Source organism: Alloprevotella sp. oral taxon 473 str. F0040 (genome assembly GCF_000318095.2).
In the GTDB taxonomy this organism is placed as follows: domain Bacteria; phylum Bacteroidota; class Bacteroidia; order Bacteroidales; family Bacteroidaceae; genus Alloprevotella.
In genome coordinates, this window is record NZ_KB290702.1 from 47,150 (window position 1) to 61,255 (window position 14,106).

A 14,106-nucleotide genomic window follows, 5' to 3' on the forward strand; every position below is an offset into this window, starting at 1 on the left:
CGATTAGATTTATTTACACTTAAATAAAATCTAGACTGAAATTATATATGTATTTTTACAGATAAACAAGAGAATATATAACATATCTTCATCAGCCACCCGACTTTCGTAAGAAGAATAAGGAGAAATCGACATCACAACCTCATTTCACGGAGCTAGCGAACCTTAAACTGACTTTATTTCACCCCTTCTAGTAATATTCTCGCTGCACAAAATCCCTTTTCTCACTGTCCAAAATCTTCTCTCTCAACCCACAACAAATGTAAACAATAAAAAAATACAACTTGAAAAGGGGTAAACATTTACTAGAAGATTGTATGCCATCTCCTTACAGCAAACACACAACCTTCGTACTATCCTATAAATATCTCGGAGAGTGATGAATAAAATCTCGGAGAGTTGAAATAAAATCTCGGAGAGTTGGAACAGAATCTCGGAGAGTTTTCCTAAAAAATGGGAGAAAACTAAAGAGATCTCAGAGAAGATTAGAAATTAGGCATTAAAGGTAGACCATAGACATCGAATAACCAAAGAGGAACAAACAAAAAAAATAGACGTTAGAGCCTCCGCAGCCAATAAGCCACATGGTTCTAACGTCTAACGTCTACTCTCTAATTTCTATTACGCAGGAGGAGGGCTTTGATTCCTTCGATTTCAAAGGTGAGGTACTCCTCGATGAATCGCTTAGCAGCCGCTTCATCCATGTTGTGATCGATGATTTCTTCAATCATGCTAAACATACCTGCGGAAAGCCATCGGATAAAAGCATCGGAAAGTTGCGTACGCAGTTCTTGTTGTTCCTCGCTTAGATGCGAAAACCACTGCGAAACAATACGAGCGCACTTGTCGATAAATTCATGACGGTAGGTTTCGAGCGAAGACCCTTGCGCGCGGTAAAAGAGCAAATACATCAAGTCGCGATGCTCACGCACGAGATCTAGATAAACTTCGGTGGTCTTCTGGATATTCTCCGGAGCATTCCACTCGAGCATGTCGTAGCCCGTGAGTGCATGATACGACTCCAACAACCGCTCCATCTGAGCTGTGAACGGCTCAACTACTGCCACAAAGAGGGCATCCTTGCTAGGAAAATAGTTGTATAAATTGCCTAAACTCGTACCGGTCGCAGTCGCTACGCCACGCATCGATGCTTTCAAGAAGCCGTCTTCGAGAAATGCACTGCGCGCCACATCCATGATGGTGCGTCGGGTGTGATCTTTTAGTGTCTGCATACTGGGAGGGTTATTAATTTATTTGCCACAAAGATACATATAAATGCAGTCCTCATCCAAAAATTTCGACTTAAAAATATATTAAAACCAAGGTTTTTCACGTTTACATCGTTCATTTTTACTCATATATCGCAAAGAATATTGAAAAAACAAACTTCTTACTACTATTCATGGCATTCATATTCGCATCTTTCTCCATGCCATCATTTATTTGTTGCGATTTTGCATTGCAATTACAAAATAAAATCGTAACTTTGCAAGCACTATTAGACAGCTAAATCGTGAGTAGTCTCGAAAAACACCACCACCCCACCCACCACTATTCCGAAGCTGATACGAAAAACACTACTTTTATCTACAAAACACAGCCAACCATGAGAATCAAAGATCATGATTCCTGCCCACAACTGGCAGAAAACACGAAACGATTTGAGATCATCGTCCAACCTATGCTACAAGAACTTAAGGCCTATGCCAAGACACTTCCCTTCCTCACTCAACACTTTGAAGAGGACTGGCAAGACGCGCTCATCGAACTTTGGCAACACCTTCACGACTGCCCACCTCAGAAGGAGAGAGAATGGGCAAAACAACGCATCTGGCATCGACTGCATCTCAATCACTCTGAACGATATCGCAAGAAGATTGACCTAATTTCTTGCGAACTTGACGAGACGGAACTGTGTTCACCCGAAGAATATACCAGTAAAACGGACTATTCTTCCGAATTTGAACGATTAGCAAACAATGTTTCCTGCGTGAGAACCGCAAAAATATTAGATTGTCTGCGACGACAACCCGAAAAAGACCAAAACATCGTGCTCATGCACCTCGACAATTACACCTTTCCTGAGATTGCAAAAAGCATGAAACTTACGAAATCGAATGTAATCTATCGCTATCGACAGACAATCTCCCTCCTCAAGTCTGCTGCAAGCCAAAAGTTCGCAGTTTTTCACGAACACTAATGCTGTATTTTGAACTCAAAGGGAAGAGGCATGCTTCGACTACAAAAGCAGGTTCTACCTCACATTTTAACGATATGACACAGACTCATCTTAAACCATAATCACTATGACCACAAACGCTCATCCTCATCTCAGCCAGAAAGACACATCACCTGCTGAAGGCCAACCCGAAATGGTCTCCCTCGCCGTTTGGCGCACCCATTTCACGACCAACGCCACACTTGGTGCACTCTACATCAACGGCCAATTCTTTTGCCACACCTTAGAACCTTGCACACGAGCTTCGGGATCTCCGAAGATTCCAGGCAAGACGGCAATCCCCGAAGGGAGATATCGCCTGCGGCTTGACCTTGTTTCGCCACGATTCTCCAATTTCATCCGTTATCCTTGGGCACGTCCATGGAATGGAAAACTCCCTTTTCTCTACAATGTGCCAGGATTTAGCGGAATACTCATCCATGTGGGCAACACGCCCTTTGACACCGCAGGTTGTCTCCTTGTGGGAGAGGCCAAAACACCCGAGTGTATCCTCAATTCTGTGGCCACCTTTCGCCGGCTCATGATGCGTCTCTGCCGTCACCCACTCCACATACCTATATATATAAGCGTGCGCAATCACCCCAAAGCACAACGTCCGCTCGTGGGGCATGAGGGATAGCATCTAGCATTTGCCCGTTTAGCACCACCCCATCACAAGAGGACATCACCTAGCGGGCGAACACAGGATGAAACCATCTGAAGCCTCGCCAGAACAACCTCGCAAAGCCCTGGTTTTACGGAGTGTCGCTAGGACAACTAATCATGCTCACCATGGAAGAAAGCAGACCCCCACCAATAATAAAACAAAAAGAAACATTGCTTTTCTAAACTTCTAAACCAAAACAATAGACATTTGCGAAAAAAAGATGACAAAAAACACACTACAATATGGGATAATCCAAAAATATTATCTAAATTTGCCAACGACAATGGGAGCAATTTGCTGTATTTAGATTGCAGAATAAAGCCAAAAGGTTATTTTCCCCTATTTCAACCTTGTGTAAACAGCCCACAACACGTAGAAAAGCATTTGAGTTTCCTCTCGTGTCGTCGCAATCCCTGCACTACTTTATGGAGATTGCGACAACGTGATGCGAGGAAACATCAAGAAAAACGAACTCTCCCTGCAACATTAAATAAAAATAGCGTGGAACAGCTTCCTTGACGAGAATAGCAATAGTGAAAAATCAAAACAACAAATCAAACATATGAATAAACTTTACGCTCTCTTCCCTGCGCTGGTGCTCGCTGCTGGCTTAGCATCTTCGGCAAAGGCGCAATCAACAGCCGAACAAGGCTATTTCTACAACAAAGCCTCCAATCGCATCATGATGGTGGAGGGTAATGTGGTGAAAGCATATCCTTTTGATGCCAATAAACTTCCTGCTTCACTCTTTGAGTTTGATGTGAACAACGAAGGAGCTGTGGCTTTCAAGAATGTTCTCTCGCAACGCTACATCGGAAAAGTAGGAAATTTCAACACTCCTATTGGCACGCAGACCGAAGAGTTCCGCTATAAGCTGTCTTCTACGTATGATGAAGAAGGCTACACCTACTATTCATTTGCGGACACAACGACTACTGGCTCACAAGTGTCTCTCCACAACAACAATACCAACAATGTTGTACGCTGGAATGCTGGTATCGGCGGTGAAGAAAGTGCTCCTTCTCGCTGGTATTTCGTCAGTGCAGAAAAGATGCGTGCTTATGCCTCTTTGCAAGCTAACAAGCTCACCCTTAAGAATATCGGAGCAGACGTGTTGGCTGCTACCGTGCCTGCTTACCAAAAAAAGGGCAGTGGCCTGATCACGGCTGAGACACAGCTGAATACCAATTCGCAAGATCCCACTGAAGGACCAATTAAAAATCTCATTGACAACAACGAAACCACCTACTTCCACTCTAGCTATCAAGGAGGACATCCTAAAGTGGCAAACATCCAGGTGACCTTCGACAACACTTCTGGCCACAAGACTTTCCAAGTAGACTACAAGAAGCGCAAGCAAAACCCCTACAACATCCCCACAAAGATTGCTATCTACGGAGGTAAGAAGCAAGCCAACGGTACTATCACCTGGGAAGCACAGCCTTTCACAACTATTGCCAACGAAAAGCCTAACACCGAGACCAACTTCGAAGGCGTAGGTGCTTATGGTGGTTACTTCCAATTCTCTGCTGATCAGGCATACGATGCTTTCCGCTTCGACGTGCTCCGCACCAACTCTGGCTCAGACTTCTTCACTTACTCAGAATTCCAACTCTTCCAAACAGAAGTGGCTGGTCCAAAGCCTCGTGTGGTGAAGCACCAATTCATCGAAAAGGGCTCACAAATGTGGAGCGACAATAAGGAACCATCTGAAGGTAGCTACGCAGAATTGCTCGACGGCAAGAACACTACGTTCTTCCACTCTAACTGGTCTACCAACCAAGGCAACAACGGCAAGGAGCACAACTTGATGTTCAAGTTTGACAATCCTGACGAAGTGACGAAGTTCAAGTTTGCTTATGAAGCTCGTAACGCAAATGGTGAATTCAATGACCGCCCCACAGAGATTGACATCTATGGTGGCACACCTAATGGAGATAATTACACCTGGACTAAGATTAAGACCGAAAAGGCTTCAGGCAACATCAACACGCATGGAGTGAAAGGCATCGGTGGTATCTCTGGTGTCCTCGACATCGACACGCAAAAGCCCTACAGCGCATTGAAGTTTGTGGTGAATAAGACCAATACTGGCAAAAAATTCTTCACCTATGGTGAGATTGCGCTCTACTCAGAAGTGGTATTCCCTGCAGGCACCACTGCTGCTACTGAAGAACAAGTAACAGCTCTCAACAAGGCATTGGCAGGTCTAGACCAAGAGCTTCGTCCTTATCAAGGCAATCCCGAAACCATCGAAAAGGCAGCTCGTGAGGCTATCAATGGCATTGTAAAAGACATTGTGAGCTCTACGACTCAAAAGCAAGAAGCTGATGCGCTCTTGGCAGAGGCTTTGGCTAAGGCTGATGTGGCTATCGAAAAGGCAGAAGAAGCCATCCGGAAGAGTGACTTCACCACTAAGTTCATGCAAGAGCAAAAGTACTATTTACTGGGCCTCATCGAAACGGTATACCAACTGCGCTCAGAAATGGACCATCTCTACAACACGATGGTGGGTGGATACACTCAAGAGCAGATGAGCAAGTTCAAAGAACTGCTCGCTAACCTCCTCACTGGTGTGAGCTTCATCAATGTAGGTACTAGTGACCTTGCAGGTTTGGTGGAGTCATTCGTAGATCCTGCCAAGAACTTCAAGCTCGTTCCCATCGAACCTTGGATGAGAGCTGACTATGCGGTGCACTGGGACAAGTATTCTAACCTTCAAGTGAAACGCCAAGACCGCCTCTCAAAAGGCTTCCGTGCAACGGTCAATGGTGAAACTACGGAATTCCTCAAAGAAGAAAGACCCGAAAATGTATACAATGAGATGCTCGACTATGTGGTTGAAGCACCTGCTGGCGCAGAAGTGACCATTGAGCCTCAATACAACAACGTGTGGATGCATGGCTATGTCTACATCGATGCTAACCAAGACAAGAAGTTTGCTTGGGAAAATGTGGAAGCTGGTAAGAGCAACACCGAAGTGGTGGCCTATAACCACTACATGGGTTTCAACTCTCTGGGTGAGAGCGCAAGAAATCAAGCCACTATCGAGAATGGCTTCATCAAGATGCCTGCATTCACTGCTCCTGAAACTCCTGGTGTCTACCGCATGCGTTTGAAGATAGACTGGAATAACCTCGACCCCGCTGGTCAATTCAATGGTGGATATACCAGCAACTTCATCAATGACAACGGCGGTTACATCTTCGACTTCCTCCTCAAGGTGGTAGATCCTACGGCTATCTCTTCTAGCACTACGACCACTACCCAAGCTCCTGCCTTCGACCTCTCAGGACGTCGCGTGAGCACACCTGCTCAAGGACAAGTAGTGATCGTGAATGGTAAGAAAGTGGTGAAATAACCAGCCTATCTTTAGTTCATAGATAACTGAAACTCTCTTTCTGTCCCACACCTTCTTTTCGAAGGTGTGGGATTTTTTTGGTCAATTCTTTGGCAACCTTGGTCAAAAATCGTAACTTTGGGCTTGAAGCTCAGTTCCTCTCCTACAAAGGATTGGCTATATGGCTTCCCCCTCTCACGCAAACTTTCCTCTATGGTGGCATTCCCCCAGCATAAAGGTCTAATCTCTAAAGTCTATCCTTCATGAAAGGAATCGTTCTGGCAGGAGGTAGCGGCACGCGCCTCTATCCCATCACCAAAGGAGTGAGCAAACAGCTCCTCCCTATCTTCGACAAACCGATGGTGTATTACCCCATCTCTGTGTTGATGCTGGCTGGCATCCGAGAGATTCTCATCATCTCCACACCACACGATCTTCCTGGCTTCCAACGACTATTGGGAGACGGTAGCGATTTTGGCGTGCAATTCTCCTATGCAGAGCAACCTTCGCCCGATGGACTCGCACAAGCCTTCATCATCGGCCGAGAATTCATCGGCGACGATAGTGTGTGCTTGGTGCTTGGCGACAACATTTTCCACGGTGCTGGCTTCACCGAACTGCTCCAAAAGGCTGTAGCTACAGCGGAAAAGGAGCAACGCGCCACTATCTTTGGCTATCGCGTGAATGATCCTGAGCGTTATGGCGTGGCCACCTTTGACGACGAAGGATGCTGCACCTCTATCGAAGAGAAACCCGAGCACCCTAAATCCAATTATGCCGTGGTGGGCTTGTATTTCTACCCCAATTCGGTGGTGAACGTGGCAGCCAACATCAAACCTTCGGCACGCGGAGAACTGGAAATCACAACGGTGAATCAACACTATCTTGAGGCCAACGAGCTACAAGTGCTTACCCTCGGGCGCGGTTTTGCATGGCTCGACACCGGCACCCACGATTCGCTCTCCGAAGCCTCCACATACATCGAGGTGTTAGAGAAACGGCAAGGGCTCAAAGTGGCTTGCCTCGAAGGCATCGCATACAGTCAAGGTTGGCTATCAGCTGACGAGGTGGAGCGCATAGCGCAGCCCATGATTAAAAATCAATATGGGCAGTATTTGCTCAAAATGATTGCCCCCTAGGTTTTGAGACACCCCACTGCACTGCCCCATTTCTGCGCTCCAAGCCTCATCCTACGTAGCAGGCTTACGGCTCACCTAAGCTTCTAGACCTTGCTGCTCAGGTGGGAAAGGGCTACAGCCACACGCAGTCTCAGTCCATGGGACTCGCTCTAAGAAGAGAGCTGAGGTGATGATCACCCATCCCTCCCTTATCCTCGCGACACCATAATAAAAACGTCGGAGTATTCTAACCGAAATGCTCCGTCGTTTTCCTGAGATGCTCCGAACTTTTTGTTCATCTCTCCCACTAACTTCCGACCTTCCATAGATTTTTCTCCCACAATGATTGTTCACTCCACAGCTATCCCGGACGTTGTCATCCTCGAACCCCAATTGTTTCGCGACGATCGCGGGTATTTCTTTGAATCCTTCTCCCAACAAGAATTCAACCGCTTAGTACGCCCCATCAATTTTGTGCAAGACAACGAATCTTGTTCCACCCGCGGTGTGATGCGTGGCCTGCACTATCAGCGCATGCCCCACACGCAGAGCAAACTCGTGCGCTGCACCCGCGGCTGCGTGCTGGATGTGGCAGTAGACATCCGTCAGGGCAGTCCCACCTTCGGTCAGCACGTAGCTGTAGAACTCAGTGAGGACAATCACCTCCAACTCTTCATCCCTCGTGGTTTTGCCCACGGTTTTGCGGTTCTCTCCGAAGAAGCGGTGTTCCAATACAAGTGCGACAACTACTATGCTCCCGAATCCGATGCGGGCATCTCGCTCATGGACGAGAGTCTCGACATCGACTGGCGCATGCCCATCACCGATGCCATCTTGAGTGCTAAAGACCAGCACCACCCCGTCCTTGCCGATGCTCCCCACGACTTCATCTGGGGCGAGGAGTTGTATTAAAGCCACTCTCCTCTCTACAATAGGCAGCGACAAAAGGCGTACACCCTGTCTGTGCTCTCACCAGCCTTCACGGCTAAGTGTCCCCCACTTCTACGAAGATTTCTCCTTAACGCTATAAGCACAACGCGACATTTCACCTCGGAATGCCGCGTTTTTTTGTCCTTTGCGCAGGGTAAAAAAAAGAAAGTGGGTGCAAAAAGGCGACGGAGTCCCCTATGTGGTTTTCAACAATGGGTGCATCGCTCTGGTTCCATGCAGGTATTGTCCGAAAAACAGAGATTGATGCGACTTCCTCTCAAATCACTGAGGCATTCTCTGAAAAGATGGGGATTATCTCACTGAAGGGTAAGCCTATTCTCGCATAGAAGAACGAAGCACTCTCTCAAGCTAACCTGGTCTTCTCACGTGCATATACAACATCTTCCGTAAAAGACATCTCGATTTCTCCCCAAATATCTCAACATTTCCCCCAAGAAAAAACAAAAAGCGCGACATCCTACACTAGGATGTCGCGCTTATAGTCAGTGTTAAGGCTTATGCCTCAGCAGTTTCAGCTTCGGGGAGGGTCCAATCTTGCTGAGTCATGCGCACGTAGCTTTGATAGCGACGGCGAGCATTGTCTTCGCAAGCTTGGAAGAGCTCTTGGGCTTGTTCGGGGAATTGCTTCTTGAGCGCTTGGAAACGCACCTCACCAGTGAGGAAGTCTTGGAATTCATCCCAGTTAGGAGCCTTAGAGTCGAGTGAGAATGGGTTCTTACCTTGATCTTCAAGCGCAGGATTGTAGCGCCAAAGCTGCCAGTAACCACACTTCACGGCGAGTTCTTCTTCGCGTTGGCTCTTACCCATACCAGCCTTCAAACCGTGAGCGATACAGGGTGAGTAGGCGATGATGAGTGATGGACCAGGATAAGCCTCTGCCTCACGGATAGCCTTGAGGGTTTGGTTGTGGTCTGCACCCATAGCCACTTGTGCTACGTAAACATAGCCGTAAGTGGTGGCAATCAAACCTAGGTCTTTCTTGCGAATGCGCTTACCAGAAGCTGCAAACTTAGCCACAGCACCTGTAGGAGTAGACTTAGAAGACTGACCACCAGTGTTAGAGTACACCTCAGTGTCGAGCACGAGGATGTTTACGTCTTCACCAGATGCGATGACATGGTCGAGACCGCCGTAACCGATGTCGTAAGCAGCACCGTCACCACCGATGATCCATTGTGAACGCTTGGTGAGATAGTGAGAAAGTTCGTCGAGTTGCTTGCTAATGGGGCAACCTGCTGCCTTGCCAGCGGCAATCATGGGCTTGAGCTTCGCAGCAGCAGCCTTAGAACCAGCAGCGTCGTCCTTCATTTCGAGCCATTCAGCAGCAGCAGCCTTGAACTCTTCGCTCACGTGCTCACCACCATTGGCGATGGCATCCTTGAAGATGAGTTCGATGCGTGCACGCATCTTCTTGTTGGCAAGCGTCATACCGAGACCAAATTCGCAGAAGTCTTCAAAGAGTGAGTTAGCCCATGCAGGACCATGACCTTCTGCGTTGGTGGTGTAAGGCGTGGAGGGGATAGAAGCTGAGTAGATGGATGAGCAACCTGTAGCGTTGGCCACCATTTCGCGGTCACCGAAGAGCTGAGAAACGAGTTTCACGTAAGGAGTTTCACCACAACCTGCGCAAGCTCCAGAGAATTCGAAGAGAGGTTGTACGAACTGTGAGTTCTTGGGGTTGGAAGCGACATCCACGAGATGGCCCTTGTTGGTCACCTTCTCAGTGAGGTACTTCCAGTTGTCAGCTTCGCCAAGTTGGTCTTGGAGAGGAGACATAGAGAGTGCCTTACCAGTCTTAGGACGACCAGGACAAACGTCTACGCAGTTTGAGCAACCCGTGCAGTCGAGCACAGAAATCTGGATGCGGAAGTTCATACCCTTCATTTGGGCAGGAGCTTTCATTTCGATAGCACTCAAGTTGGGAGATGCAGCCTTCTCTGCTTCGTCCATCACGAAGGGACGGATACAAGCGTGAGGACAAACGTAAGCACACTTGTTACATTGGATACAGTTTTCCAAATCCCAAGCGGGCACATAGGCAGCCACACCGCGCTTTTCGTAAGCGGCAGTACCTTGGTGCCAAGTACCATCTTCTAAGCCTTTGAAGGCACTCACGGGAAGGTCGTTACCCATTTGTGCGTTGATGACGCGAGCAATGTCGGTGATGAATGCAGGAGCTCCATCGTCCACCTTAGCATCATCTGCGAGAGAAGCCCAAGCGGGATCTACGGGGAATTCTTGGTATTCTCCACCGCGATCTACTGCAGCGTAGTTCTTCTCCACGATGTCTTGACCCTTCTTGCCATAAGTCTTCTCGATGAAATACTTCATCTCCTTAACAGCCTTGTCTACAGGAATCACGTTGGTGATGCGGAAGAAGGCACTTTGGAGGATGGTGTTGGTGCGATTGCCAAGACCAATTTCGCGCGCAATCTTTGTTGCGTTGATGGTGTAGACCGTGATGTTGCGTTGAGCAAGGATGCGCTTAATCTTGTTAGGCATGTTGCGCACGAGGTCTTCACCTTCCCAAAGGGTGTTGAGGAGGAATGTGCCGTTGGGCTGAATACCGCGCAACACGTCATACATGTGCATGTAACTCTGCACGTGGCAAGCCACAAAGTTGGGGGTGTTCACCAAATAGGTAGAACGGATGGGATGATCACCGAAGCGGAGGTGAGAGCAAGTGAAACCACCAGACTTCTTAGAGTCGTAAGAGAAGTAGGCTTGGCAGTACTTATCGGTTGTTTCACCGATGATTTTTACAGAGTTCTTGTTAGCACCAACAGTACCATCAGCACCGAGACCATAGAACTTAGCTTGGAACATACCTTCACCGCCGAGACTGATTTCTTCTTTGGGAGGAAGTGAAGTGAAGGTCACGTCGTCCACGATGCCCACGGTGAAGTGGTTCTTAGGTTCGGGCAATTGGAGGTTCTCATACACCGACATGATTTGTGCAGGTGTGGTGTCGTTAGAGCCGAGACCATAGCGACCGCCCACGATGAGAGGAGCATTTTCTTGATCGTAGAAGGCTTCCTTCACGTCGAGGTAGAGAGGTTCGCCGTTAGCACCAGGTTCCTTCGTGCGGTCGAGCACAGCGATGCGCTTTGCCGTCTTGGGCACTGCAGCGAGGAGGTGCTTCACAGAGAATGGACGATAGAGGTGTACGCTCACGAGACCCACCTTTTCACCCTTTTCTTCGCGGAGATAGTCGATAGCTTCGCGGGCAGCTTCAGAAGCAGAACCCATGAGGATAATCACGCGATCAGCTTCGGGGTCACCATAATAGTTGAAGAGACCATACTTACGACCAGTGATGCGAGAGATTTCGTTCATGTATTCCTCTACAACTTCAGGCACAGCCTCGTAGAAGGGGTTACAACTTTCGCGGTGAGCAAAGAAAGTTTCGGGGTTTTCAGCCATACCGCGAGCCACAGGACGCTCAGGCGTAAGGGCGCGGTTGCGGAAATCAGAGAGAGCTTGTTGGTCAACGAGGGGCTTCAAATCCTCAGTTTCGAGCATTTCAATCTTCTGGATTTCATGCGAAGTGCGGAAACCATCGAAGAAGTTCATGAAGGGCACACGAGTTTTGATAGAAGCGAGGTGAGCCACACCGGCCAAGTCCATCACTTCTTGCACAGAACCTTCGGCCAACATGGCAAAACCAGTCTGACGAGCAGACATCACGTCTTGGTGGTCACCGAAGATAGAGAGTGCGTGAGAGGCAATGGTACGTGCAGAAACGTGGAACACGCAAGGGAGGAATTCACCCGCAATCTTATACATATTGGGGATCATCAAGAGAAGACCCTGAGATGCGGTGAAAGTAGAGGTCAATGCACCAGCTTGAAGTGAGCCGTGCACAGCACCTGCAGCGCCACCTTCACTCTGCATTTCCTGCACGAGTACGGTTTCGCCAAACATGTTTTTGCGACCTTGTGCCGACCAGTCATCGACATATTCGGCCATTGTGGACGAGGGGGTGATGGGATAGATAGCTGCAACTTCGCTAAACATGTAGGCGATGTGCGCAGCGGCTTGGTTACCATCACAAGTAATGAATTTCTTTGCCATAGAGCCTATGGTTTTTATTGTTATGTTGTTGTTGATGTCCTTGAGGAGTAGGTGTGAAATATAAGTCCTTCGACACGAATTGCTAGTCTATATCTCTAAAGAATGTCCCTTTGTGCAGGGCGGAGTATAGGCTAGTCAGGGCATTAGATGGTGGAGCGAGAGCAAAAAACGAAAGAGGCTGATGCACGGTCTCCAACGCTTAACGCTTCGTGTTCAACGTCTAAGCATGTCTACGGCAATCTTGTCTACTCAGAGCTGGCTAGTCAGGCCAGAATGCTTGTCGATGAGGGCAAGCAGGGCTGTAATGATTACAATGTATGCTGCAAAGGTAATGATTTCCTAGTGATTAGAGAAATATCGAATGAGATTTTTCTCTTCTTTTTTTTAAGTGCCTTTTTATCTCATCTTGACACTTCCTTCTACTCCTTCCTTTTCGCTGTATTCTTCTGCAGACTCACTAAGTTTCCATTCTTTTATAATAATACACCACGACCTTTTAATCCTTAAATAACATCTATTCTTTCCTTCAGACTCTCAGAGATTTTTATCTATCTCTCGAACTTTTTTCTAGACTTCCTCAGAAATTTCCCTCACGTCTTGGGCCTTCACTTTCTTGTTTCACAGATTTTCTCACTCCTTTTCGCCACCTATCTACGCGCGAATTTGTATCTTTGCGCTCAACTATTATAGAGAGTCATGTACAATCTTAGACTCCGACAATAGCTCTTGATAAACCATAGAAGAGGACTCACGATACACCCACCCTCACACTCATCAACGACTCATGAAACGCCCCGATTGGTTAGATAAAGAAAAACTCTTTCGCATCATCTTTTTGGCAGACACTCCAGCAGGAAAGACCTACGACATCGTGCTCATCTTGGGCATCCTGGCGAGCATCATCACGGCATTTGTGGAGAGTATGCCCTCACTCGCCCACCCTTTTCAGGTGGCTCTTGAGATTTTAGAATATGTCTTTGCCGTCATCTTCACTTTCGACTATGTGGCACGACTCTACTGCACACGGCGACCGATGCGATACGCCTTGAGTTTCTTCGGCATCATCGACCTCATCTCCACCCTTCCGCTCTATCTAGCGTTCATCTTCCCTGGCGCGCGCTACATGTTGTTGCTCCGTTCCTTCCGATTCATCCGCGTGTTTCGCGTGTTTCGACTCTTTAGTTTTCTCCATGAAGGCTACCTTCTTTTGGAATCCCTCCGCAGAAGTCTCAATAAGATTTTGGTCTATTTCCTCTTCGTCCTCATACTTGTCACGTGTATAGGCACACTCATGTACATCGTAGAGGGCAACGCCCCTAACACACAGTTTACCGACTTGGGCACTTCTGTCTATTACGCCATCGTAACGATGACCACAGTCGGGTTTGGCGATGTCACCCCGGTGACACCATTTGGAAAAATCCTTTCATCCATGGTGATGCTCTTGGGTTACACCATCATTGCAATCCCCACGGGCATTGTAACGGCTACGTTTGTCGACGAAACCTCAAAGCCAGTGCAACAAGGATGTTGCCCACGCTGCGGACACCGGGTGCGAAAGACCGACCGTTTCTGTTCACAATGCGGTGAAAAATTGGCGTAATCACGATTAGTCTGACTGCAATTGACGCAACCACAATTGGCGTAATCACACTGCAAAATCTCTCTTGCTGGTGATTACGCCAATGAAACATAGAATATAAGCCCCAATCGGTCATTAGACAGTAAAAGTGCTACT

General features: G+C 47.7%; 9 protein-coding genes. 7 read left to right on the forward strand and 2 right to left on the reverse strand.

Features of this window, described 5'->3' with window-relative positions; all coding sequences use genetic code 11:
- Positions 1-611 precede the first annotated feature (611 nt).
- Positions 612-1,232: a TetR/AcrR family transcriptional regulator gene (locus tag HMPREF9999_RS00195; RefSeq protein WP_009436199.1), complete on the reverse strand. Its 621-nt coding sequence runs from the start codon at positions 1,230-1,232 to the stop codon at positions 612-614.
- A gap of 374 nt (positions 1,233-1,606) precedes the next feature.
- Between HMPREF9999_RS00195 and HMPREF9999_RS00200 the strand changes: the two genes are divergently transcribed.
- The 6 genes from HMPREF9999_RS00200 to HMPREF9999_RS10395 all read left to right on the forward strand — a co-directional run bounded on the left by HMPREF9999_RS00200 (position 1,607) and on the right by HMPREF9999_RS10395 (position 8,620).
- Positions 1,607-2,200, forward strand: coding sequence for a sigma-70 family RNA polymerase sigma factor (locus HMPREF9999_RS00200; RefSeq protein WP_009436201.1), 594 nt, complete (start codon positions 1,607-1,609; stop codon positions 2,198-2,200).
- Positions 2,201-2,306: 106 nt separating this feature from the next.
- The gene (locus tag HMPREF9999_RS00205; RefSeq protein WP_009436202.1) at positions 2,307-2,858 is read left to right on the forward strand and encodes a DUF5675 family protein; all 552 of its coding nucleotides are present in this window, start codon (positions 2,307-2,309) and stop codon (positions 2,856-2,858) included.
- 589 nt (positions 2,859-3,447) lie between these two features.
- Positions 3,448-6,246, forward strand: a complete 2,799-nt coding sequence (locus HMPREF9999_RS00210) for a discoidin domain-containing protein (RefSeq protein WP_009436205.1) — start codon at positions 3,448-3,450, stop codon at positions 6,244-6,246.
- Positions 6,247-6,488: 242 nt separating this feature from the next.
- On the forward strand, positions 6,489-7,364 hold the full coding sequence (gene rfbA / locus HMPREF9999_RS00215; protein ID WP_009436207.1) for a glucose-1-phosphate thymidylyltransferase RfbA: 876 nt from the start codon (positions 6,489-6,491) through the stop codon (positions 7,362-7,364).
- A gap of 321 nt (positions 7,365-7,685) precedes the next feature.
- Complete coding sequence (gene rfbC / locus HMPREF9999_RS00220; protein WP_009436208.1) at positions 7,686-8,255, forward strand: dTDP-4-dehydrorhamnose 3,5-epimerase; 570 nt, start codon at positions 7,686-7,688, stop codon at positions 8,253-8,255.
- A 215-nt stretch (positions 8,256-8,470) separates the two neighbouring features.
- Entirely contained in the window at positions 8,471-8,620 is a 150-nt protein-coding gene (locus tag HMPREF9999_RS10395; RefSeq protein WP_157049565.1) for a hypothetical protein, read from the forward strand.
- A gap of 169 nt (positions 8,621-8,789) precedes the next feature.
- Here HMPREF9999_RS10395 and nifJ read toward each other — a convergent pair whose 3' ends face one another.
- Positions 8,790-12,368 (reverse strand): pyruvate:ferredoxin (flavodoxin) oxidoreductase, encoded by a 3,579-nt coding sequence (gene nifJ, locus HMPREF9999_RS00225; protein ID WP_009436210.1) that lies wholly within the window; start codon positions 12,366-12,368, stop codon positions 8,790-8,792.
- Between the two features lie 784 nt (positions 12,369-13,152).
- Between nifJ and HMPREF9999_RS00230 the strand changes: the two genes are divergently transcribed.
- Entirely contained in the window at positions 13,153-13,971 is an 819-nt protein-coding gene (locus tag HMPREF9999_RS00230) for an ion transporter (protein WP_009436212.1), read from the forward strand.
- The last annotated feature ends 135 nt before the right edge of the window (positions 13,972-14,106 follow it).

Coding starts and splice junctions, on each gene's coding strand:
- HMPREF9999_RS00205 (WP_009436202.1), top strand. CDS start 2,307: ATGACCACAAACGCTCATCCTCATCTCAGCCAGAAAGACACATCACCT.
- HMPREF9999_RS00200 (WP_009436201.1), top strand. CDS start 1,607: ATGAGAATCAAAGATCATGATTCCTGCCCACAACTGGCAGAAAACACG.
- rfbA (WP_009436207.1), top strand. CDS start 6,489: ATGAAAGGAATCGTTCTGGCAGGAGGTAGCGGCACGCGCCTCTATCCC.
- HMPREF9999_RS10395 (WP_157049565.1), top strand. CDS start 8,471: ATGTGGTTTTCAACAATGGGTGCATCGCTCTGGTTCCATGCAGGTATT.
- rfbC (WP_009436208.1), top strand. CDS start 7,686: ATGATTGTTCACTCCACAGCTATCCCGGACGTTGTCATCCTCGAACCC.
- HMPREF9999_RS00210 (WP_009436205.1), top strand. CDS start 3,448: ATGAATAAACTTTACGCTCTCTTCCCTGCGCTGGTGCTCGCTGCTGGC.
- HMPREF9999_RS00195 (WP_009436199.1), bottom strand. CDS start 1,232: ATGCAGACACTAAAAGATCACACCCGACGCACCATCATGGATGTGGCG.
- nifJ (WP_009436210.1), bottom strand. CDS start 12,368: ATGGCAAAGAAATTCATTACTTGTGATGGTAACCAAGCCGCTGCGCAC.
- HMPREF9999_RS00230 (WP_009436212.1), top strand. CDS start 13,153: ATGAAACGCCCCGATTGGTTAGATAAAGAAAAACTCTTTCGCATCATC.